Source organism: Bacillus sp. ISL-39, assembly GCF_018613295.1.
In the GTDB taxonomy this organism is placed as follows: domain Bacteria; phylum Bacillota; class Bacilli; order Bacillales; family Cytobacillaceae; genus Mesobacillus.
The window spans coordinates 46,127-63,661 of the sequence record NZ_JAGGQM010000034.1 but is presented as its reverse complement, the minus strand read 5'-3'; the positions used below and the strand labels follow the sequence as shown (position 1 = coordinate 63,661).

The 17,535-nt window shown below is 37.3% G+C and carries 23 protein-coding genes and 1 other annotated feature; of the genes, 3 read left to right on the top strand and 20 right to left on the bottom strand.

Annotated features, from left to right (window positions below):
* Nucleotides 1-532: 532 nt before the first annotated feature.
* A complete protein-coding gene (locus J7E37_RS21235; RefSeq protein ID WP_251009811.1) occupies nucleotides 533-1,813 on the top strand; it encodes an ATP-binding protein in 1,281 nt (426 codons plus the stop codon).
* 547 nt (nucleotides 1,814-2,360) lie between these two features.
* Here J7E37_RS21235 and J7E37_RS21230 read toward each other — a convergent pair.
* From J7E37_RS21230 to J7E37_RS21190, 9 genes are all read right to left on the bottom strand, one after another.
* Nucleotides 2,361-2,714: a YunG family protein gene (locus J7E37_RS21230; RefSeq protein WP_214783318.1), complete on the bottom strand. Its 354-nt coding sequence runs from the start codon at nucleotides 2,712-2,714 to the stop codon at nucleotides 2,361-2,363.
* Nucleotides 2,715-2,748: 34 nt separating this feature from the next.
* On the bottom strand, nucleotides 2,749-3,111 hold the full coding sequence (locus J7E37_RS21225) for a hypothetical protein (protein WP_214783315.1): 363 nt from the start codon (nucleotides 3,109-3,111) through the stop codon (nucleotides 2,749-2,751).
* 93 nt (nucleotides 3,112-3,204) lie between these two features.
* The gene (locus J7E37_RS21220; protein ID WP_214783312.1) at nucleotides 3,205-3,693 is read right to left on the bottom strand and encodes a hypothetical protein; all 489 of its coding nucleotides are present in this window, start codon (nucleotides 3,691-3,693) and stop codon (nucleotides 3,205-3,207) included.
* Between the two features lie 115 nt (nucleotides 3,694-3,808).
* Nucleotides 3,809-4,003 carry a hypothetical protein gene (locus tag J7E37_RS21215; protein ID WP_215026977.1) on the bottom strand — a complete coding sequence of 65 codons (195 nt, stop codon included), beginning with the start codon at nucleotides 4,001-4,003 and terminating at the stop codon, nucleotides 3,809-3,811.
* A gap of 77 nt (nucleotides 4,004-4,080) precedes the next feature.
* On the bottom strand, nucleotides 4,081-4,608 hold the full coding sequence (locus J7E37_RS21210; protein ID WP_215026973.1) for a histidine phosphatase family protein: 528 nt from the start codon (nucleotides 4,606-4,608) through the stop codon (nucleotides 4,081-4,083).
* A gap of 76 nt (nucleotides 4,609-4,684) precedes the next feature.
* The gene (locus tag J7E37_RS21205; RefSeq protein ID WP_215026970.1) at nucleotides 4,685-5,524 is read right to left on the bottom strand and encodes a nucleotidyltransferase domain-containing protein; all 840 of its coding nucleotides are present in this window, start codon (nucleotides 5,522-5,524) and stop codon (nucleotides 4,685-4,687) included.
* A 144-nt stretch (nucleotides 5,525-5,668) separates the two neighbouring features.
* Nucleotides 5,669-6,451 (bottom strand): class I SAM-dependent methyltransferase, encoded by a 783-nt coding sequence (locus J7E37_RS21200; protein WP_215026967.1) that lies wholly within the window; start codon nucleotides 6,449-6,451, stop codon nucleotides 5,669-5,671.
* Between the two features lie 151 nt (nucleotides 6,452-6,602).
* Entirely contained in the window at nucleotides 6,603-7,829 is a 1,227-nt protein-coding gene (locus J7E37_RS21195) for an MFS transporter (protein WP_214783669.1), read from the bottom strand.
* A gap of 104 nt (nucleotides 7,830-7,933) precedes the next feature.
* Nucleotides 7,934-8,590, bottom strand: a complete 657-nt coding sequence (locus tag J7E37_RS21190; RefSeq protein WP_353050057.1) for an ArsR/SmtB family transcription factor — start codon at nucleotides 8,588-8,590, stop codon at nucleotides 7,934-7,936.
* 333 nt (nucleotides 8,591-8,923) lie between these two features.
* On the opposite strand from J7E37_RS21190, the gene J7E37_RS21185 reads away from it, so the two are divergent.
* The gene (locus J7E37_RS21185; protein ID WP_214783297.1) at nucleotides 8,924-9,121 is read left to right on the top strand and encodes a hypothetical protein; all 198 of its coding nucleotides are present in this window, start codon (nucleotides 8,924-8,926) and stop codon (nucleotides 9,119-9,121) included.
* Nucleotides 9,122-9,488: 367 nt separating this feature from the next.
* Here the strand turns inward: J7E37_RS21185 and J7E37_RS21180 are convergent, their stop codons facing one another.
* The 10 genes from J7E37_RS21180 to J7E37_RS21140 all read right to left on the bottom strand — a co-directional run bounded on the left by J7E37_RS21180 (nucleotide 9,489) and on the right by J7E37_RS21140 (nucleotide 15,277).
* On the bottom strand, nucleotides 9,489-9,710 hold the full coding sequence (locus tag J7E37_RS21180; RefSeq protein WP_215026961.1) for a hypothetical protein: 222 nt from the start codon (nucleotides 9,708-9,710) through the stop codon (nucleotides 9,489-9,491).
* 96 nt (nucleotides 9,711-9,806) lie between these two features.
* On the bottom strand, nucleotides 9,807-10,103 hold the full coding sequence (locus J7E37_RS21175) for a GNAT family N-acetyltransferase (RefSeq protein ID WP_353050060.1): 297 nt from the start codon (nucleotides 10,101-10,103) through the stop codon (nucleotides 9,807-9,809).
* Between the two features lie 27 nt (nucleotides 10,104-10,130).
* Entirely contained in the window at nucleotides 10,131-10,256 is a 126-nt protein-coding gene (locus tag J7E37_RS22570) for a hypothetical protein (protein ID WP_353050056.1), read from the bottom strand.
* 46 nt (nucleotides 10,257-10,302) lie between these two features.
* Nucleotides 10,303-11,496: a hypothetical protein gene (locus tag J7E37_RS21170; protein ID WP_215026959.1), complete on the bottom strand. Its 1,194-nt coding sequence runs from the start codon at nucleotides 11,494-11,496 to the stop codon at nucleotides 10,303-10,305.
* Nucleotides 11,497-11,581: 85 nt separating this feature from the next.
* The gene (locus J7E37_RS21165; protein WP_215026956.1) at nucleotides 11,582-12,148 is read right to left on the bottom strand and encodes a GNAT family N-acetyltransferase; all 567 of its coding nucleotides are present in this window, start codon (nucleotides 12,146-12,148) and stop codon (nucleotides 11,582-11,584) included.
* Between the two features lie 65 nt (nucleotides 12,149-12,213).
* Nucleotides 12,214-12,461: a binding site (T-box leader), on the bottom strand.
* Between the two features lie 262 nt (nucleotides 12,462-12,723).
* Nucleotides 12,724-13,518 (bottom strand): DUF2935 domain-containing protein, encoded by a 795-nt coding sequence (locus J7E37_RS21160; RefSeq protein WP_214783284.1) that lies wholly within the window; start codon nucleotides 13,516-13,518, stop codon nucleotides 12,724-12,726.
* Between the two features lie 381 nt (nucleotides 13,519-13,899).
* Complete coding sequence (locus tag J7E37_RS21155) at nucleotides 13,900-14,115, bottom strand: helix-turn-helix domain-containing protein (RefSeq protein ID WP_214783281.1); 216 nt, start codon at nucleotides 14,113-14,115, stop codon at nucleotides 13,900-13,902.
* Between the two features lie 10 nt (nucleotides 14,116-14,125).
* Entirely contained in the window at nucleotides 14,126-14,617 is a 492-nt protein-coding gene (locus tag J7E37_RS21150) for a DUF2975 domain-containing protein (RefSeq protein ID WP_215026953.1), read from the bottom strand.
* A 168-nt stretch (nucleotides 14,618-14,785) separates the two neighbouring features.
* Nucleotides 14,786-14,989, bottom strand: a complete 204-nt coding sequence (locus J7E37_RS21145; protein ID WP_214783274.1) for a DUF3934 family protein — start codon at nucleotides 14,987-14,989, stop codon at nucleotides 14,786-14,788.
* Nucleotides 14,990-15,130: 141 nt separating this feature from the next.
* On the bottom strand, nucleotides 15,131-15,277 hold the full coding sequence (locus J7E37_RS21140) for a hypothetical protein (RefSeq protein ID WP_214783269.1): 147 nt from the start codon (nucleotides 15,275-15,277) through the stop codon (nucleotides 15,131-15,133).
* A 203-nt stretch (nucleotides 15,278-15,480) separates the two neighbouring features.
* Here J7E37_RS21140 and J7E37_RS22380 point away from each other — a divergent pair, with 203 nt between their 5' ends.
* A complete protein-coding gene (locus J7E37_RS22380; protein WP_285290392.1) occupies nucleotides 15,481-15,606 on the top strand; it encodes a hypothetical protein in 126 nt (41 codons plus the stop codon).
* Between the two features lie 150 nt (nucleotides 15,607-15,756).
* On the opposite strand, the gene J7E37_RS21135 is transcribed toward J7E37_RS22380, so the two are convergent.
* Entirely contained in the window at nucleotides 15,757-17,292 is a 1,536-nt protein-coding gene (locus J7E37_RS21135; RefSeq protein WP_251009809.1) for a DUF4145 domain-containing protein, read from the bottom strand.
* Nucleotides 17,293-17,535 lie beyond the last annotated feature (243 nt).

Genomic DNA, 17,535 nt, shown 5'->3' with positions numbered 1-17,535 from the left:
GTAATATACCGAATATGGTCATAAGTTTTATTGTTGAAAAATCGCTCTTTTGTCGCATGGAAAAACATATATATTGCAAAAACTCCGACTAAAAAGCTGAAAATGCCAGCATAGAAATCTTTCCCCATTCTTCCACCTGTTCCTTTTAAAAGTCTTACCGCTTATTATACCTACTTCTTAATATCTATTTTAGTCTATGTCCTTCGGTTCTTTAAGGGGACAAAAAAAAGAATTTAACTAGATTTCGTTAATGGAAGGTCAATTAAATCGCACTCGTCTTCTGGTATCACCGCTTCCTGAAAATTTTGAGCCGCGGGGAAAGGAAACGAAATGGTATACACGATGTATCTAAGCAAGAATGATTAATCCTTTTACATTGCCTATTTTCCTATTTCATCAACTATGTTGGAATGTTTCTGGAAATTCAAAAGGAACTAAAAATGTCTTTTGGTTGAATTTTCCTGCTATTCATGGTTCCCTACCTAAGATACAATAATTTCAGTGTTACTATCATTGAAAAGGGAAGAATCAAATGAAAAATAAAGAATTTGTTTTATCATTTAAAGAAATGGACCCGAATCATCTGCCTAATTATTATGAGTATGGCTATTTAATTCATCAGATTAAGGAAAAGTTGTTTGGTACCTATGGGATAAAATTCGGGTTATTTGCTGATGATCAAACATCTAACGAGATATGGGAGATCCTTGAAGAAGACCTCGAGTCAAAAAGCGAAAGGGTCCATCTGGCCTTCCATATACTTGATGTGATTGAAACAGAGACCGTTTCTTCTAATCATACAGAAAAAGTCATGGAGTTAATTACCAAGCCCAGAATGGATAATTCCGTTTATTATTATCCGGACTTTAAGGTCGCCCTTGCACGTGTTCCCATTTTCCAGAATCACATGGATACAACTCATGATTTGGTTTTATGTGAAAGTCGACATCATTTAGAGGAGTTTCTTCCTTATGTCCTAAGAAGAAAGCGAGAATACATCCGCAACTATGTGACCATTTATACAGATACAGACGATGGAGTAGAAACCGGGAAAGAAAAAATCACTAACCTGGTGAATAGGAATGAAGTATTCTTGGAAGAAAAAATAAAGAAGGAAATTTATCGTTCCATTGATGAATTCTTTTCCGAAAGTAAAGAGTTTTATACGAAATATAACATTCCTTTTAAAAGAGGAATCCTGCTTTACGGAAAGCCTGGAAATGGCAAAACCACTCTTGTTAAATCGATTGCTAACAGCATATCCGCACCGGTCGCTTATTGGCAGATTACAGAATATACATCTAGTTATTCGATTAAGGAAGTCTTTACATCGGTGTCAAAAATGGCTCCAATGGTCTTGGTAATTGAGGATATTGACTCTATGCCAGAACACGTCCGATCTTACTTTCTAAACACCCTGGATGGAGCCACTTCTAAAGAAGGAATCTTTCTGATCGGAACAACAAACTATCCAGAAAGAATTGATCCTGCTTTGATAAACCGGGCTGGACGTTTTGACCGGGCCTATGAACTAAAATTGCCATCAAAAGCAATGCGTTCTCTTTACTTACAACGTAAAAATATCCAACAATTTATTACAGCTGATGATTTCGATCGGGTCGTTCAAGCTTCCAAAGGATTTTCATTTGCACAGCTGAATGAATTATACACAGCAATCGCTCTTCAATATCATTATGAGCAGGTTGTGGACATTGAGCATATTTATACAGAACTCCAAGCCGCCAATAACAAATCCAAGAAAAAAGATTGGGAGATGGAATCCGAAAATCACCGTGTGGGTTTTGGTTTTTAGGGGAAAGATGTCGAATAATTAAGTTGAAACCTTTGATCAAGGTATATCTTGCATTTTTTATATTTTTCCACAAGAAGAAGCAAAGGAATGAGTCAGTGCTCCTCTGCTTCTTTTCTGGATGATATTTTAGTATTTTGCAGCCTTTAACGTTTTATTACCAAATTATGTGAAATTCAAATATTACACCAGTTTCTTGACTTTTTCTTTGGATGCTAGGAATTACTTCTTCGCTGTAATTTCTTTACTCTTTATCATTTCCCTTTTTTCTATCTGTTTTACTTTATGCAGGATCTGAAAGAGTATGGTTGTGGTAAAAGAAAATTGAACTATAAATAAAAGTAAATAAATGAATTCAATATTTTCTCCGCCAATACAGGACCCAATCCATAAACAAAAATAAAACTTCCTATGAAGGTTATGATGAAAACAAACAACCAATTATCCATAATCTTTCTCCTTTCACTAGAACTTCTCCCATTATGCTATTAGAGAAATAATGGAATATATTATGCTAACCTCCATTCCCAGTTATAGTTTACCGTACCGTTTATCTTCTATTTAAATGATCCATTACACTCTGTTTTAGAAACTCATATTGTTCCTGATTTGTATCCAAGAATGCTTCATCTCTATTCGACGGAATATCCATATACTTAATATCTTCATTGAACTGTGAATCCGTAAAATCATAATATTCATCATTGATTTCGTTATAATAATGCCATCCTCCAGATAATAGTGTCTTTCTTATTTGTCCTCCAAGCAGGTCATTCACTACTAATGCAGTAACACCGCACTGGCCTTTTGCTGGATTGTCTTTAGTCCATTTTGAACTTGAATTTATTGACCAAGAGTTTAATAATGCTTCTTGCATATCTGCATTAGATATAATTTTCCGCATTTTGAAAAATCCCCTTTATTAACTTCAGAATTAATTACTCATTGGTCAATCGTTTTGTTTCATCTACCAATGAAATTTTGTCCAAAAATCCAATAACATTTAAATCTAACATATATGCAGGATTCTCCAAGTTGCGATATTTTACTTCCCTCTTCATTACCAATGTGCCTGGTGAATATCCTCCGCTCGAAACTTGCATTGTAATCTCCTTGATTTCCCCGCCTTCCATCACTTTTAACTTAAATGCCTCACAATTATAATCTAAACAATTAACATCATAAGTTTGTTCCATCCATTTTACATAATCTGCTTCATTTGGTTTTGTTAAAACAAATGTAGTGCTAACAATCAAAATTACTCCTATGATAGACAAGCCAATCCATTTTCTTTTATTCATAAAACACTCTCCCTAATAGCACAGGTGCACCATTTGTTTAATAATGATTCCATACAAAGCACGGAAACCTGATAGATCAACAACCCAGAAGTATTAGATAACTCCTACAATATCTTCAGGCCCAATATATGCAAGAGTGTTATTCGGACACGCAATAACCTCCCAGCTTTCTTCTTCGATTGAATCTTTCATTACGCCTACTTGCCAGCTTTCATACCTTTCGTGATAGCCCCATATAAAGAGAACTTCACCTGTATCAAATGTCAATAATAAGTGAGGACTCATATGGTGTACTGAGATGTCTATGATTTCTTTTAATCTCAACTCACATATTAATTTTGAAGCTTCAGCCCACTCTAATTCAGGTAATTGATTATGAGACGGAATGGTTGTGGGCATTGAAGCGAATAAACAAAATTCACTCTCTATATTGATATACACCTGCCCGTTAATTCGCTTGGAATTTGTATCATTTTCTGAAAGGAGTATCTTAAGTCCGTAAAAATTAATTCCTTCTATTTTTGCCCCAACACATAAAGATTTTAATATCTTACTGGCATTGCTAATGTCATTACTATCCACTTACTTTGTTCCCCCTTATCTGATTATTGAGCTATCCAGCGGCATTGAATATGTTATTCAGAAAAAAAGACGATTAATCCTTTCTAGATTACCGCCCGGTAACGTAAATGGTAAATCACTTATCATTATCTACATCACTTTTATTAGCTTCTATTCCATAATTTTTTTCGATTAATTGGGCAACAACAGATTGGTTAATCCCTTCCCTGACTGCTTTTAAAATGACTAAATACAAAATAAGGACACTTACAATCAAAAAAACAATATTAAATAGCAGAATAAAACCTGGCACACCTACATTGGATATCATTTTTACACCCCATTGCTAATGTTAGCCTTGTTATCGATAATGATCTAAAAAAGATAAAGATTGTGGTACACCTGTAATCAAGAAAATTCATAAGTTTTATAATCACCAGTATCGGATGAAAACCTTAATATATTTCTGTCACTTGGTATTCCTTCGAAATAAGCTCCAATACAACCTGTTGTGCATCTGTGGCCAGCAATAAGAATATTTAACTCTCTTATTCTATGCTGATTCTCAAGTTCCCTCATAAAACTAAATACCCTATTTATAAACGCATCAGGGTCTTCAATCCCTTTATAAACCTTGGAATCAGGTAATGGACCAGCCATCTTAACCTCGTTAACGCTTAACCTGTCTGCTTCTCCTAAATCAAAAACATCCAGTCTGTCATCTTTAACAGCATTTAGGCCGGTAACTATTTCTGCTGTTTGCAAAGCTCGAGCCTGCGGGGAAGAAAAGACAAAATCGAATTTAATGTTTTGCAGCCTGTTTCGCAATGCTTTAGCTTGTTCTATTCCATGCTCATTTAATGGCAAACCCTTTCTCCCTTGCATTTTTCGTTCTTTATTCAGATCTGTTTGCCCATGTCTGATTACATAAATCAAGTATATTCCCCCCTTTTTTAACATTCTTCTTGTTAAACATCATGATTACGAGAAATTGCCGTCTAATGCGTATCCATTAAATTACCATATCTATGACTTTTCTGATATGCCCTTCATCCTCCGCAATCTCCACTTGATTGCTTAAGTATTTATTCAGTCTAAAAATTTCCGGAACAATACTGACAACTGTTTTCATGATCAGATCTGCATTCCGGCCGCATTCCCAACTTTTTAAAAGCGATAATTGCTCTTGATTCAATTTACTTCTTTCGCCCTCAATCTTTGACCAAACACCGTAAGGGCTATCCAGATGTTCTTCCATTTCCATATACCATCCAGAAACGACTAACCATCGGACTCGATCTAAATTCGCTAGTGCGTAATATATTTCTCCCCTCATGACGGCACGATAAGTTTCGTGTATGAATGCCAGAAGTTTTCCTCGCCAAAACTCAACCTCGTCTGCTGAAGGTTTATAAACTTTATGAGATGATTCATGAATGACTTCACTAATGATATTATTCGGATCGTAAAGTACCTTATATCCTTTTAGCCAAATAGATGGAACAACATCTTCAGGTGCATGATACCAGCTGTCTATTTTTACAAAGGAATCATAATGGGTAACAATAACTGGTGACGAAGGATTAAAATCCTCGTAAAATAAAACATTTCCCCATTTAGCTGCCCTGTTACGTTTATTCTTAATAAAATCTGCTTTCAGTTTTGGATTAACAATAATGTGTAAATCTATATCCGAGTAATTATCAAAGTTCCCTCTCGCTAACGAACCCGCTTGATAAATAGCCAACACATCTGAATCTGAAGTTAAATCCATTAATGCATTCCCCAAAAGAATGCCACGATGTTTCGGCAAAGATAAATCCCTTTCAAAATGTTTACTTACAAATCCCACACATAATTCCCATCTCCTTATTTTTAGAAAACCTTTCTAGCTGAACTATTCTACATTTGGAAATGAAATTCCTTTTTTAATTAACCCACGTCCTCTTTTTCAAAGAAAAAAAGCGTTAATCCTTAGATCAACGCTTGATAAGATCTACACCTTACGACCAATATATAAGAAATGCTGACTTGTGCAAAAAAGATTTTCATCGGTGCTTAAACGATAACCGATTTCTATCCACTTTCTGTACTCACTTTCTTCTAAAGAGGTTATTTCTTTTTCCTTATAACCTAGTATATTTTCAATACCAGCAAATGTTAACTCCTTTAATCCACAGCTATCCATAAATTCTCTTGCTCCATTAGGTTTTATAAAATACGCGGTCGTAAAACCTTTTCCTCCTTTATTTTCTCCATTTTGTAAATAACCGAGGATTCCTTGAACAGATTCAATCGGATATAAATTCATTATATGGTCCTGTACAGGTGCATAGCTGGATATAAACGTAGCTATCATAATTCCGTTGGGCTTTAATAATTTCAACGCCCCATCGACTGCCTTTCTCCTTTCAGGTTCCTTTAACAAATGGTATAACGGTCCCATTAATAGAATCACATCGTACTGATTCTCAAAACCCTCCAGCTCCAAGGCATTGCCGTGGATGTATCCCTCTAATGTAATTCCTCTTTCAAATGATTTTTGTTTTGCTATTTCAATATTTTTTTCCGAAAGATCTAAAAGAGTTACTTGATGTCCTTTTTCGGCTAAATAGATGGAATACCTGCCTGGTCCACCGCCAATATCGAAGATTTCTAGATTCTTCTCTTTTATAAAATCATCAAGGTATCGTTTGGTAACATCAAATTCAATTTTATGGCGATTCAGCCTTTCCCATTCGTTAAATTCATGATCATACCAATACTCGATTTCATTCATCTTACAGCCTCCTGATAAGGATTTTAAACAAAGTATAATCCTATAAAATTAGGAGTTCTTACAAAGTTTTGTATTTTTTCTTACATTTAAATTTGCCTTATAACTTAGGGAATTAAAAAAGTGCATCACCACATTGGGGTGATGCACCGATTTAATCAAGATTAATCGTTTCCTTCAAACGCACTTTTGAAAGTACTCCTGCCATGAATGGAAGGAGCGCAACCAATCCTATTGCCCAATTGACGCCAAGAAGATCGGCGATGATTCCTGCCATTAATGCCCCAAATGCATAGCCGCTGTCACGCCAGAAGCGGTATACTCCCATAGAGGAAGCTCTCCATTCCGGGTCGGCAACATCACTGATCGCTGCTTGTAAGGTTGGGTAAACCATCGCAGTGCCCAGACCCAACAAAATAGCTCCTATAAACCATAGTAAATATTGATTGGCAGCGAGTATGAACCAAAGTGCAGCAGCTTGCGTCCACATGCCATAAGTAATCAAAACTTTTCTGCCGATTTTATCGCTTAATGTACCCGTGAACAATTGAAAAATACCCCAAGCAGCTGGATATACCGCTACAATTGTACCGAGTTGCCCTACAGATAATCCTGCAGCAGTGAAGTAGATAGGGAAAAGACCCCAGGCCATACCATCCTTTAGGTTGGTTGATAAGCCGGCAAAACTAATGGTTGATAAGTTCTTGTTCTTCCAGGTTGTCAAAACAAAAACTTCTTTTGCCGATCGAGTTTTACCGGGGCTGACGGTGCCACTATTCTTAATCTGAAGATTCAAATGCTCAGCTGTATCCTTGACGATCAACGAAAGGATAATTCCGATCACAACAATACCAATTCCTATATAGAATGGCTCAGGCCTTAATGAATATGTTGAAGCAATATACCCGGAAACAGCAGCCATGATCGCAACACCAGAATAGCCGGCAAACTCATTCCAACCAACAGCGGAACCACGCTGGTTCGGTTTCGAAAGATCGATTTTCATATTCACCGTCATCGACCATGCCAGTCCCTGGTTAATTCCGAGCAGGATGTTTGCAACAATGATAACCCACCATGCATGTGCGAAGATAATGAGGATAGGTACGAAAAGGCCAACAAACCAACCGAGCAATAATACTTTCTTGCGTCCAAGCCAATCTGCAATTTGACCTGCGAAATAGTTTACAATGGCTTTAGAAAATCCAAAACTGATAACGAATGATAGTGCAGCACTTGCAGATGCCAGTCCGAACTGCTCTTTTCCAAGCAGTGGTAAAACGGTACGCTCTATCCCGACCATTGAACCGACGAACAGATTTGTCACGACCAACAGGACAAATTGCACGATGTTTTCCTTGATTCCGTTTTTCGGCTGTATCCTGATCACCTCCAAAAATAAAGCCCCGATAAATTCTTCCGGCTCTTATATTTGCTACTTTCAATTTAACTGCTTATGAAGCAGGTAAATGTGTTAAAAAGTTTTTAGTGCTGTATTTGTTTCCATTCATTAATTCCTGCATCCAGCAATGTAGCTTGATATCCTCTTGATTTTAGAAACTCTACCGCTTCAGTTGCATATACACAATAGGGTCCCCGGCAGTATGCTACAATCTCTTTTTCTTTTGGCAATGAATCCAGATGTTCTTCTAATTCCGAAATCGGCACCGATAAAGCGTGAGGCAAATGACCATGCTTATATTCTTCAAACGGTCTTACATCCAATAAAGTGACAGCACCGCTATTCAACTTTTCACCTAACTCCTCAAACGAGATAGGATTTAGTGAATTTTCTCTCAGGATGTGGCCTTCCCTTACAAGCTTCACATCTGATATTCGCTCCTCAGCCGTTCCTCTTAACTCCAATACAAGCATCAATACTTGTTCGCTGGCCAAACGATAAATAACATAATTTTTGTCCTTTGAGTAAGTGACAAGCTTAGAGTCATGCAAGGTCTGGAGATGCTTTGAGGTGTTGGCTATGCTCATTCTCGTATCCAAAGCCAAAGCTTCAACCGTTTTGGGACCTTGAGTCAACAGGTCAAGAAGTTCAATCCTCTTTGGACTGGATATTGCCTTTCCAATCCGCGCAAACTCGCCATATATGAAATCCTTAAATTCCCGAGCTCCGATAATGATCACCTCCAAAAAACAACTATTCAACTGATTAGTTGAATAGTAACATTCTAACATTCTCTTTGTAAATATTAAATAAAACCACGCCAAAGTGTTGACTTGTTGGAATGGTTTTATTTTTTGTTATTTAATTAAAAAGATTTACAATTGGTTTTTCAGATTCAGAGGCCCTGCTCCATATGGCGGGTCATTGGCGACGATTATTTAAAAGCAGTATTAGGTCCGTAGCCAAACTGATCCGTTAATATTTAAAGTCTCATGAATAGATAGGCATTCCTAAAAACGGAAAATATTGTATAATTATATAAAGATAGAAGAAGGATATGGGGGTAGGATCAAATGAAGGATAAATTAAGTGGACTATTTAGTCTGTTAAGAGGAATTGGAGCACTAGCCCTAACTTTATCTTTTTTTGAAATAGGCAAAGAGTTCTTTCAAACGAATTTATTATGGTTTTTAGTATCCCTTTGGGTCGGATTGGCAGGTTCTTTTATTATTGAAAAAATGGAAAAGACCACTAAAAAAAATGAGTTATAATCATTTTATGAGGTTGCTTTGTTAGATTAAGCATAGGGGAGGATTTAAGCTTCAAAAAATCACAGGGTACGTCCAGTACTTTTGAGTATTGGCCGATAAATCTCTCCTATCGGATACTTTTCCTCAGTCACCGCTTCCGTTTGTCCGATAGAACCCTTCTATCGGATACTTTTCCTCAGTCACCGCTTCCGTTTGTCCGATAGAACCCTTCTATTGGACACTTTTCCTCGGTCACAGCCTCCGTTTGGCCGATAGAGCTCTTCTACCGGGCACTTTCAGTCGTACTATAATCCATTTGACCAATAATGCGTTTTTAGGATTATAGTAACTAGATCAGAACGTACTTTTTCTAAAATAACCAATCCTATTAAACCAATCCCTCTTTTTTCCTCTGTACTAGATAAATGATCAGACCTATTGGACCCGTTAAGATTGTTAATCCCCAGAAGATATGTCTCTTGATCCCCACAAAATATTTGTCAGAATCATAGTACACCCAAATTCCGATTACGATGAATACTGCAAAAATTGCAGCAATTTCAATTTCATGCCCACTAAAATCTGTATTCCTGGCCAAGCCCCATCCCATGATTTCAACACCCTGTACCGTTTTATATATAAACTTTACGAGTGTGTTAAAAAAGGATTCAATATTCAGTTAATAAAATTAACCAGAAGACATTTATTAGATAGTATATTTAAATATGAGTTCACCATTTGGATCTCTTTCATTGGTGTATTGAAATCCCAAGTCTTTGTATAATCTATGGGCTATTGTGATTTCCTCGATAATACTTAAATAGTAGACAACCTGAACACCATACTCTTTTGAAACTTTATCAATAAGATTCACCATGGCATTTTTTCCAAAACCCTTGCCTTGAAATTTTTCTTCAATCATTATCCTATCAATCCAAGTATCTTTGTTTGGACCAAAAGAACCGTACATAGCAAATCCAATGACTTCCTCATCAAAATATATAGCTGCCGGATGCCATTCATGATAACGTCAAGCTTCTTTTAAACACTCGTCCACGGTTTCGATGAATCTTTCCTGGCCTGGTTTTAATTTTATATATTTCACAGTGCATTCATTTGTATGATCAATATCTCTAGAGTACAATTCGTTCATCATTTGGTTAAAACTCCCTACTTGAATGTTAACAGTCTTTGCGCTTCTTTTAATTAACAAATAGGTGATAACTCTCCCCCTCTTTTATATACCTTCCCTTAATTTCCCCAACTCCTTCCACTGTGAGCGAGTCCATATTTTCGACAGGTTTCTCTTTTAATACTAGTCTCAGTTTAGTAATGTTTTGAATTCTATCTTTGAACTGTGTCATAACAGGTTGATGCATCAGAAAATGTTGATTGCCCATTTTAACTTTCAGAAAGTTTTTATGTAAAAGTGTATCTTCCATGAATACGATATTCATGGGGTCAAAAGATACTGCTGTCACTTCACCCTCAATAGTCAGAGGAAAACCTGCTTGTTCTTCAAAGGTTATAAATTCATTTCTCCTGCTTTCAAGGGTAAAATTGATCGCTGCGTCCGTGTCTAAGCTTACTTCCATATGGTGTTGAGGTTCGGTATTAATATTCCCTGCCGTCTTTTTGAAAAAATCATATAAAGAGTCTTCTCTTTCCAGAAAATCTACCTTCCAGCCTGGTGAAAACTCATCTAATAATAAACACATAAACAATCCGGAACTATAGCAGCTCCTCCGTATATGGGAGGTAGATTCATATTGGTTTAGTAAAGATTCTCCGTACTTTTTCAAAACCGTCTCATATTCTAAGGGACTTTTCTCCATAAATGCCTTGAATTCAACATACCAAGCAGGTCCCTCTACCGTTTCTATCAAGGTTTCATATAAATGGTATTCTTTAATTTTTGAAACTCTTTCATCTCTAAGGAATATGAATGTAGAGAGAAATTGCTGCTCCTTTTGAGGGTCATTTTCCAGCAAAGCATGGTAAAGGGAGAATCTTTCAAGGTTCCTTAAAGAAATATTTTCTATTGATAATGGATAAGTAATCCCCAGAATTTCATTTGGAAACCGCTTTTCGCCCTTCAGATATTGATAACCGTGAAATAATTCATGTACGAGAATCGAAAACAAGCTTTCATAGTCCTCAAATAATTCTAAATCTACAATTGCAGTTGGATATTCTTCATAAAGAATATGGGTACAACCCATAAACTGTTCATCCCATTTTAATTTTTTTCGTGCCCGGTTGAATTTAGGATGATTGAATAAATATACGTGCGAACGATCAAAGAAGGCATAAGCTACCATTTCAAATCCCGGCCAATATTGATCCAGCTTTGATTTTGTTAAATCTTTAGAGGTTCGGTTCGTATAATACTCCATGTCAGTTTTCCCCCTTGCTCCAAAAGTACTTTAATGAAGAATTTCCACAAAAAGACGCATGAATCCTCCTGGGTAATCTGCAAGTCTATGAAATTATCGAATAGAAGCATGTATCGGTCAGCCTGCTGCCGTCAGCCGATAAATCATCATTACGTAAAACACCTTCTAGTTCAAATCCAAGTTTTTCAGGGATTGCACGGCTTTTCAGATTAGTAGATTCACATCTTATTTCGATTCTCTTAAATTCAAGTTGATTTAGCCCATAAACAGTCAATGCTTTTACCCCTTCTGTCATATAGCCGTTTCCCCCAAACTTCGTATTAATCCAATAACCAATTTCACATTTAGGAATGGACCAGTCAATCCCTTGAAGGCTGACAGTCCCAATGAAATCATTCGTCTCTTTTCGAAATATGAGAAAACGAAAGCTTTCTCTCTTTAAAAACTTGATATGGGCATTTCTCAGGTTAATCTCCGTTTCTTCAAGTGCAGGAAGCTTTTGCGCAAATGGCAGCCATGCTTTTAACTCATCAAAAGAATCCCTTATCGCCTGGTTAACAATATTTCCGTCACCAGTACGATGTGGTGCCCGAAGTAATAATCTTTCTGTTTCTATCTGGGATGGAATATCGAATAATATAGGATTTGGCATTTTATTTCCCCTCACCGTTCTATGGATTTTTGCATAAAAAAAACGCTCACCCACAAGAAATGAATCTTGAGGACGAGAGTTTGACTTCGCGGTACCACCTCAGTTTGTTGATTTGTCGCCAAACCAACCTCTTCAGGTACGTTCATACCCTATCTTTATATCGGAAGAATCCGTCTTGTGATCCCTGATTTATCATCAGATTGGCAAGAAGCTCCGAGACTTTATTCATTAAGCAGAATATTACTCCCTTTCAGCATCCAGGAGCTCTCTAAAAATATTCAAGCATAACTACTCTTCTCTTCAACGCTTATATTAATGGAGTTTTTAAATATTTTAGCTGTTAATCCATTTGTTGTCAATAAATTCCTTTCTATGGTTTCTCGGTAAAGCAAGCATAGATTCTCGTTTTCTCCTTTTTTCTTGCATCCTTATCTGTTTTCTTTTCTTTTAAGTAGATAAGTGATGCAAGTAAACAGGAATGTTTAACTTTAAAAGAAATTAATATGTCCTAGGTGGTGAGTATGGCTTCTAAAATAAAAATTCCTGCTCTGTACCGAATCTGAAACAATGTTTTGTTATTGCTTTGCTGTTGTAAGGTGAGTATCAAATAAATCTATAATCTCTAAGAATCTCTCCGCTTCTCTAAATGTATGGTCCGCCAAGAGTGGATGAATATTGCTTTTAATTCGGCAAGCCTCTATTAATTCTCTTGCTGTCTTTTTAAAATCCCTTAATGAAGCGACTGAAACTCTATTTTGATCCAGGAATTGATCCAGAATTGGCACTGTTTCAGATTGCGGTCGCATGGAGTCTAAATCAACCGCCTGGAATACCAACTGATCAAAATCATGACTAAACTCATTTGCTTGTTCTACTAGTTTTCTTTCAGAAGGATCTAAGAGATGTCCGATGAATTTTGCATGGTCGGCCATAATCTTTAAAAAGAAAAGATTTTCTTGAATGATCTTATCAGGTTCGGGGGCTAGTTTTCCTTCGTTAAGTTCTTTTAACCTGTTGGCAAAATAAGCTGCCTCTCTGCTAACATGGTCAACCAATAAAGGAAAATTATTTGTCCTGATTTCACAGCGTAAGGTTAGCCCTAGCACCTTTCTTTTGTAACTCCATATAGCAACAGCTGCTTGGTAAACTTCATTGTTAAAAGCTTGAATTTGGCGTATATCCGTGTTTATAGAAAACCTTGCCAGTTTTTCCTCGATTCGTTCAAAGAGAGTAATAAATTGCTGAGCCTCAGCTATCAATTGCTGTTGTTCATAAGTAAATCCGAGGCTTAAAAACAGAGCATGTTCCTTCATGATTCTGGACCAAAACTGAATTTCGTCCAACGACCTAGCGACAATTGGATTAGCCATTTTCCCCACCCCTTATACAGACTTCACCCCCATAATATGTTTGTGTATATGTCCTTATTCTTGCATGCTATTCAAACTATTATATTTATCCGATTAAATCTAACTCGGTCCAGCTGAAATTTTCAATAAAAAAGTACGGTAATCCTTTCTGCCCCTGGATTACCGCACACTATATTTGTAGAACAAGTAAGTATTTTAGTTCATTCTTTCCATCTAGATAATCACCGTTCAATCCTATTATCTTTAACGGAAAAGACTCACTAATATAGCCATTTTTGAAGACACATACCTTGAATTATTTTTTAACATAAAAAATTTATAATTGTTGCTCCTTACAGTTTTAAAACCTTGATCAGCACTTTACCGATTCTCCCGTGTTTATTAATATTCTTCATCCTCTTTATATTCGAGAATATCTCCGGGCTGGCATTCTAACGCTTTGCAAATGGCCTCCAATGTGGAAAGCCTGATCGCTTTTGCTTTTCCATTTTTCAATATAGAGAGGTTTGCCATCGTGATTCCGACCCGGTCTGAAAGTTCTGTTACGCTCATTTTCCTCTTCGCCAACATCACATCAATATTGATTATAATTGCCATTGTTTTCACCTCAGACTATTAAGTCGTTTTCTTCCTTGATTTCGATGGCTTCTTGTAAAAGACGCTGCAGGACTGCCGCAAAAACAGCAACCACAAGTGGAGCAAAAATCATGCCCATTCCAATGAGGATCAAGCCAGGCGCATCATCAACCTCCGCTAAAACATAGACGAATGGGAGGGCAACCACGTATAAACCGCTGATAATGATCGCACTATTTTTAATTTTCTTTAAAGCTAATACAGATAAGTCAGAGAAAGCCTGGTTTCTATCGATATACGTTAAAAGGTTAAAGGATTGATACAGAGCGAAGTAAAATGGAACGGCCGAAACATACATAACCATTAAAATGGCGTAAACTGTAAAAGACAGATCTGAACCCCCTTCCGCTGCTTCATTCGCTTCAGACGCAATCTGAGGCAATACAAACAGGCATAAAGCGAGAACTGGAAGGCCAATTAAAATAACTGCTACCTTCAAAAAAATTGTTGACCCTTTTTTCATAACAAGCACCTCATTCATATAGTGTCAATTTGAATTTACCATGTTATTTATCGTTTTACAATAAATTTTTATTAATTCTTATCGTTATTTTATTGAAACATAATAACAAAATAAAGAAAAAAGCGTCAATCCCATTAATGGATCAACGCCTCTAGTGTGCAACAGTCATTATTTTTCAGAACTATCATCATTATTACCTGCCCTGGAAGCATTCCCGTGTTTCACACCTTTACTCTTATACGGTTTGGCATTCTTGGCTTTTTTCGCACTAGCCTGCCAGCGATTCCAGCCTTTCTTACCAGTTCCTCTGCCTGTTCCGCTCTTACCCTTAGCTTTACTCAAAAAATCATCTCCATCTTCTTGGACGTTCATTGATTAGTTTTAACCATTTCTCTCTAGTAAAAACCAAACATAATGAAGTATAAGCATACAACAGTCAGACAGTAATATCTACAAAATAAAAACAGTCCAATTCACTTGAAATCGGACTGCTGCTTGTTGAGTTATAGTATGTTAATGCACCCGAATGATTTCATAGATATCTTCATCATGATGAACCCTTGTATGCTTCGATTCGATTCTTTCAAATTCCTCATTTCCGACCTTTGGTAAATCTCCCATCCACCAGCTTTTGAATTCATAGATAAGGTCAGCTAACATTGCGATTCCTCCCGGAAATGAATAATGTTTATTTACACTCTTATTATACTTGTGAATAGTTTCACATGTAAAGCGCTTTCATTAAATCCGGAATAGCAAAATAATATAGAATTATGAGAAATTTATCCAAGGTTATAGGAACAGATTCAGAATAAACATTCCTGCTTTGAACAAAATACTTATGTTCAAAAGGAGGTGTACACATGCCAAATCAAAATGACAACAAGTTCAGGAAAATTCAATCAGAAAGCTTCAAGCAAGGCAAATCACAAGAGGAATATTCGGCTGAACTAGAAATGAACAAGCTGAAAGCGCAAAAGAGAAAGTAACCAAAGTGCAGAACAAAAAGCGCAAGCGTCGCGATGTGCTAGGCGCTGGAGCAGGATTACAATAACTTATATAGTTACCACAACTAATTAATTTAATAATTTCCTAAGAACGAAAAAATGCCGTGGCATCACCACGGCATTTTGTCATGTTTATTCATCCTTCAATAAAGGAATATCCACTTCGACTCCCAATCGCGTCAAGACCTTACCCAGTGTCTCAAGTCCCGACTTCGGATTGATTTTCGTTTCTAAGTAGTAGACTTCACCCGAGAGCTGTGATTGGTAGGTATGAAGCTGCGTAAATGGCCGCTGATCAGGATGTATCGGCTGAAGTGCAATGGCATAACGCTTGCCATTATCAGTAGAACCAAGAATGATTCCTTTTTCTGCAAGATCATGCAGGGGCAGGCGATTTTCTTCGATCCATTTCAACGCTTCCTTCCAAATAATCGGAACGCTATTTCCTTCAATTACTGACTTTTGGGCTCTGAGCCTCACATTCACATATAATGTTTCCCATTTCTTGTAACCTTTCCGCTCCTCTGGAATGTCGCCATCTGCCTGGTCAGCATTATTCGTTACCTTTGCCTTCAACTGATCGAACAATTTCTCAACAGTCCCTACACCTACATTGTCATACTTCGCTAAAATGACAAGCTCCATTGGAAGCTGGCCAACAGTATAGATTTGATCTTCATTCAACTGCCTTAACAAACTTGGAATTCCTGTGAATTCCTCCGAAGTTAGTGGAACCTTTTTCAATTCTTCTGTCACAACAATATGACTCGCTTTGTAAAAGAAGAACAGCTCCCCCTGACGCTTCATTGTCAGGTGCCGGCGAACTTTCTCTTCTTCGATGAAGGCTCCAAGCTCTTCGAAAAACTGCTCATCATTCTTCTCGTTGTATCGTTTCACATTTTTGTGCAGGCCATCAAGATTGCCAGGAAGCTCACTCATGATCCGCGCTTCCTGCTCAGCACCGAGGCGGATAAGAAAGGTTTCCGATTTATCGAAACGCTGCGGCAACAGAAATGCATCACGCAAGAAATATGGAATCTCAAGAGACCTTCCTTTGTAAGTGATCGTCCGGATCGGTGTGAAGCCGGGTGTTTCCTGGACCTCTGCAGCAGGTGCAGCAACAGCCGCCGCTACTTCTTCCTGTGCCTGAGTTTCAGCTTGTTGCAGAGGAGGATTTTTCAACAGGTCCTCCAATCCCTTCAACCTGATCTCAAGCTCGGTCATGTCGAACGCCTTTTCTGCCTGCGGGGATGGATCCTGATATTCCGGCACGACCACATCCACTGGACCGTACACCTCAACATACCATTTCACAATGCTATACAAAGCTTCCCATGATAAAAGCGCCTCAGAAAAGCGAAACATCCGCGCATCATGTGCCGCCTGGTTTCCCATTCTCCTCACCAAATGCAGTGCGTCGCGAATCTCAGGAATCAAGTAACCCTGGTCATTGAGCAAATCCAGCTGCTCCTTCAAACCAGTCCTAGCATCCACAGCAATTGCCTCTTCTTTCGTCACCTGCTGCAAAATATTTTCAATAAACACCCGTGAATGCGTAAGCATCGTTCTTGGGCTTGAAAAAATACTATTTTCTAACTCTTTGGCCAATAATGCCAATTCCTTTGAAATCGGCTCTAAAAATTGATAAAAATATGTATTTGTACTCATAAATTGGTCCCCCGATTGTAGTCTAACTATGATTTTATCATAATAATAGGATCATCTAAGTGTAAACCGTAAATTGGAAGTCATTCTTAAGGTGTTCTGAAATTTTATAGGCGATAATTCCGTTTTATTGGCGAAAAAAAGATTTTATTGGCGATAATTTCATTTTATTGGCTATAAAAAGATTTTATTGGCGATTTTCATATTTTTATTGGCGAATCGGAAATCCACAGGTTTATTACTAAT

Coding starts and splice junctions, on each gene's coding strand:
- J7E37_RS21235 (WP_251009811.1), top strand. CDS start 533: ATGAAAAATAAAGAATTTGTTTTATCATTTAAAGAAATGGACCCGAAT.
- J7E37_RS21230 (WP_214783318.1), bottom strand. CDS start 2,714: ATGCGGAAAATTATATCTAATGCAGATATGCAAGAAGCATTATTAAAC.
- J7E37_RS21225 (WP_214783315.1), bottom strand. CDS start 3,111: ATGAATAAAAGAAAATGGATTGGCTTGTCTATCATAGGAGTAATTTTG.
- J7E37_RS21215 (WP_215026977.1), bottom strand. CDS start 4,003: ATGATATCCAATGTAGGTGTGCCAGGTTTTATTCTGCTATTTAATATT.
- J7E37_RS21200 (WP_215026967.1), bottom strand. CDS start 6,451: ATGAATGAAATCGAGTATTGGTATGATCATGAATTTAACGAATGGGAA.
- J7E37_RS21185 (WP_214783297.1), top strand. CDS start 8,924: ATGAAGGATAAATTAAGTGGACTATTTAGTCTGTTAAGAGGAATTGGA.
- J7E37_RS21180 (WP_215026961.1), bottom strand. CDS start 9,710: ATGGGATGGGGCTTGGCCAGGAATACAGATTTTAGTGGGCATGAAATT.
- J7E37_RS22570 (WP_353050056.1), bottom strand. CDS start 10,256: ATGATGAACGAATTGTACTCTAGAGATATTGATCATACAAATGAATGC.
- J7E37_RS21170 (WP_215026959.1), bottom strand. CDS start 11,496: ATGGAGTATTATACGAACCGAACCTCTAAAGATTTAACAAAATCAAAG.
- J7E37_RS21165 (WP_215026956.1), bottom strand. CDS start 12,148: ATGCCAAATCCTATATTATTCGATATTCCATCCCAGATAGAAACAGAA.
- J7E37_RS21160 (WP_214783284.1), bottom strand. CDS start 13,518: ATGGCTAATCCAATTGTCGCTAGGTCGTTGGACGAAATTCAGTTTTGG.
- J7E37_RS21155 (WP_214783281.1), bottom strand. CDS start 14,115: ATGGCAATTATAATCAATATTGATGTGATGTTGGCGAAGAGGAAAATG.
- J7E37_RS21150 (WP_215026953.1), bottom strand. CDS start 14,617: ATGAAAAAAGGGTCAACAATTTTTTTGAAGGTAGCAGTTATTTTAATT.
- J7E37_RS21145 (WP_214783274.1), bottom strand. CDS start 14,989: ATGAACGTCCAAGAAGATGGAGATGATTTTTTGAGTAAAGCTAAGGGT.
- J7E37_RS21140 (WP_214783269.1), bottom strand. CDS start 15,277: ATGTTAGCTGACCTTATCTATGAATTCAAAAGCTGGTGGATGGGAGAT.
- J7E37_RS22380 (WP_285290392.1), top strand. CDS start 15,481: ATGCCAAATCAAAATGACAACAAGTTCAGGAAAATTCAATCAGAAAGC.
- J7E37_RS21135 (WP_251009809.1), bottom strand. CDS start 17,292: ATGAGTACAAATACATATTTTTATCAATTTTTAGAGCCGATTTCAAAG.